Source organism: Thermogemmatispora sp. (assembly GCF_019683755.1).
Taxonomy (GTDB): Bacteria; Chloroflexota; Ktedonobacteria; order Ktedonobacterales; family Ktedonobacteraceae; genus Thermogemmatispora.
The window spans coordinates 1-3399 of sequence record NZ_JADGHT010000434.1; the positions used below are offsets into that span (position 1 = coordinate 1).

2 protein-coding genes are annotated in these 3399 nt (G+C 59.2%); both read left to right on the plus strand.

All coding sequences use genetic code 11. The features are described 5' to 3' along the window. Positions 1 to 673 precede the first annotated feature (673 nt). A complete protein-coding gene (locus IRZ24_RS18400; RefSeq protein ID WP_297167571.1) occupies positions 674 to 1951 on the plus strand; it encodes an OFA family MFS transporter in 1278 nt (425 codons plus the stop codon). A 194-nt stretch (positions 1952 to 2145) separates the two neighbouring features. Next, a partial coding sequence (locus IRZ24_RS18405) for a molybdopterin-dependent oxidoreductase (RefSeq protein WP_297167574.1) occupies positions 2146 to 3399 on the plus strand: 1254 nt, incomplete at its 3' end.

Here is a 3399-nt window from a genome sequence, read left to right on the forward strand (position 1 = left end):
ATTGACTCAGAGAAGCCTGGTATACTTATTATAGATTATCATTGCTCCTCAACATACTGTTTCCCTGAGCGAAGAACCGGGCGTTGAAAGTCTCAGGCCGGGCCACTGAGGTTTTCTTTGCCAGGTAGCTGCGCGGCGCTCGGACAAGATGTCTCCTCTCATTCTGCTGTCTCTCTGTGCGCATGGGGGAAGTCTCCATCTTTGCCTTATGAAGACGTGAGAGCATGAGCGGGAGTCAGACCAGCCGGAGAGGGAAAAGCACCCTGCTCCGCTGTGGAGTTGAGCCGACGAACGCAGCGGCACGACTGGCAGACCGGTCTTGAGGTCAGGCAAACAGCCTGGGGCCTGTTTCTTTTCTTCATCAGAGCGGCCTGGCTGACCGCCGGCTAGAGGAGGAGTTTCCGGACCGACGAGCCTGCTGCTGCAAGTTGAAGGCATGGCGCGACACTGAGCTGCTGCCTGGCGCCATGCTGCGCGCCCACCACGGGGACAGCGTAGGCTTTCATAGTCAGTCAGCCTGAGTCAGTCAATCTCTATTTCCCCACGTACTTCATTGTTAGCAGCCGGCAACGGCGAGCAAGGGAGGCTGGCACTGTAGCCAGCCCATGAGGGCAAGGCCAGCCAGCTAGACAGGTAAGGCTAGCGGAGACTAGCGGCCAGAAAGGATGAGCTTATGGCAACCGCCACCTCAACGACGCAGGTACGTAATCGCTGGATTATTGTCATCGCGGCCATTGTGATGCAGCTCGCTCTTGGCTCCGTCTATGCCTGGAGCGTCTTCTCCTCTCAGCTGCAGAAGTTGTACGGTTGGGATAACACGCAGGCAACGCTGCCCTTCACGATCGCCATTCTCGTCTTGGGGATTGCCGCAGCCATCGGTGGCTTCTGGATGGATCGGGTAGGACCGCGCATTGTAGGAACCACTGCGGCTGTCTGCTATGGGCTGGGTGTCTTCTTGTCCGGTTTCACCGGCAATCAACTCGCGCTGCTCTGCCTGGCCTACGGCGTCCTTGGAGGCCTGGGTATGGGCCTTGGCTACATTGTGCCTGTGGCGACCCTGGTTAAGTGGTTCCCCGATAAGCGCGGTATGGTGACCGGCCTGGCCGTCTTTGGTTTCGGCGGCGGAGCTGTTATCGTCTCACAGGTGGGTCCTTTGCTGATGAGCGCCTATGGTGGCGGCGTTCAGTCCCACGGTATCGGCCCAGCCTTCATGACCCTGGGCATCATCTATCTGATTCTGATTGGCTTTGCTTCCCAGTTCTATGCTAATCCACCCGCCGGCTACCGTCCCGCCGGTTGGGCCCCCAGCGCTCAGGTGATCGCGCAGCGCGCTGCCCGCGACTTCACCCCTAGTGAAGCCCTGACGCGCTGGCAATGGTATGCCCTCTGGGGCATCCTCGCCCTCAACGTGACCGCTGGCATCTCCATGATCTCCCAGGCCAAACAGATCGCCCTTGGCGGTGGCGCCCCCGATGCTCTGGCTACACTCTTTGTCAGCCTGATCTCGATCTTCAATGCCTGCGGGCGCTTTGTTTGGGCCTGGCTCTCCGATCTGATCGGGCGGCGTCAGGTTTTCATGGTCATGTTTGCCCTGCAGGTGGTCCTTTTCCTGCTGATGGCTACCTTCATCAAGTCTTTCGCCGTCATTCTAGTGCCGGCGCTGATCGTGGCGCTTTGCTATGGCGGCGGCTTTGGCACCATGCCCGCTTTTACTGCCGACTACTTCGGTCCGAAAAACTCTGGCTCAATCTATGGTCTGATGCTGACAGCCTGGAGCGCCGGCGGTGTGCTCGGCCCGATCCTGATCGCTCAGGTGAAGGACCGCACCGGTGGCTACGTTGTAGCGTTAGTGGCCCTGGCTATCATTATGGCTCTTAGCTTCCTGCTGCCGCTTTTCACTCGCCCGCCGCGCGTCGAGGCCGAGGCCGTGAGCGAGGCCGCTCCGGCATAATCCGCTTGTTCATGGTCTCGGGGCACAGGGGGCCACTTTTCACAATTGGCTCGCCTGTGCCTCGGCTGCGCAGAAGGTACCGACATTATACTTCTGGCACGAGAGGCGGGTCACTCAACGAAGGCTATCGGCAGTCCTTGCCAGTGACGAGTAGTTGTCTAGACCTTCAGCCAGAGAGAAAGGGCGAGGCTATTATGGCTGTAAACAAGTTCATCTCACCGCGTCTGTGGGCCAGTTGGAAACCCTTCGGGCTGGGTGAGCGCAAGCCTCATCACTTTACCGAGATCGCACGCACTGTCTGGCAAAATCGGCGCCATCCCCTCTACGCCTGGCGTATCCTGACGCGTGGCTGCTGCGACGGCTGTGCGCTTGGTACCTATGGCATGCGCGATTGGACGATGGATGGCATCCATCTGTGTACGATCCGTCTCAACCTGCTCCAGCTCAATACAATGGGAGCGATGCCCTGGGAGCGGCTTGTCAACGACCTCGAGGGCCTCAAGCAGCTCTCCAGTCCCCAGTTGCGCCAGCTCGGTCGCCTTCCCTACCCGATGGTACGGCACCGCGGTGACCGCGGCTTCCGGCGTGTCTCCTGGGATGAAGCCCTTGATCTGATCGCCGAGCGCATCCGTGCCACGCGCCCGGACCGCCTGGCCTTCTATCTGACCTCGCGCGGCATTACGAACGAGGTCTATTACGTTGCCCAGAAGGTCGCCCGTTTCCTGGGCACGAACAACATCGATAATGCCGCTCGCGTTTGCCATTCTCCCAGCACGGTCGCACTAAAGCAGACATTGGGCGTCGGTGCTTCCTCAGTTTCCTACAAGGACTGGATTGGGACCGATCTGCTCATCCTGCTTGGTAGCGATATCGCCAATAACCAGCCTGTAACTACCAAGTACCTGTACTATGCCAAGAAGGCAGGCACACGCATCGTCGTCATCAACCCCTACAAGGAACCGGGCCTGACTCGCTACTGGGTGCCGTCGGTGCCTGAGAGCGCCGTCTTGGGGACAAAGCTCATGGACGACTTCTTCCAGGTCTCTACTGGTGGCGATATCGCCTTCCTCAACGGCACCTTGAAGTATCTCATTGAACAGGGCTGGGTCAATCATGACTTTATTGCTCGTCATACCACTGGCTGGGCAGAGCTGCAGGCTGAGCTAGCGCAACAAGATTGGGAAATGCTGGAGCGTTACAGCGGCCTCTCACGCGATGAGATGCGCCGCTTTGCGGAACTGATTCACCAGGCTCGCAGCGGCATCCTGATCTGGAGCATGGGTCTGACTCAGCATACCTTCGGCGTCCAAAACGTCAAGGCCGTGATTAACCTTGCCCTGTCGCAGGGCTGGGTCGGCAAGGAACACTGCGGCGTTGTGCCCATCCGTGGACACAGCGGTGTCCAGGGCGGGGCTGAAGTCGGGGCTGTTCCTGATCTGCTGCCGGGC

Bases quoted from the DNA above. Each gene is read 5' to 3' on its own strand.
- IRZ24_RS18400 (WP_297167571.1), top strand. From the start codon at position 674: ATGGCAACCGCCACCTCAACGACGCAGGTACGTAATCGCTGGATTATT.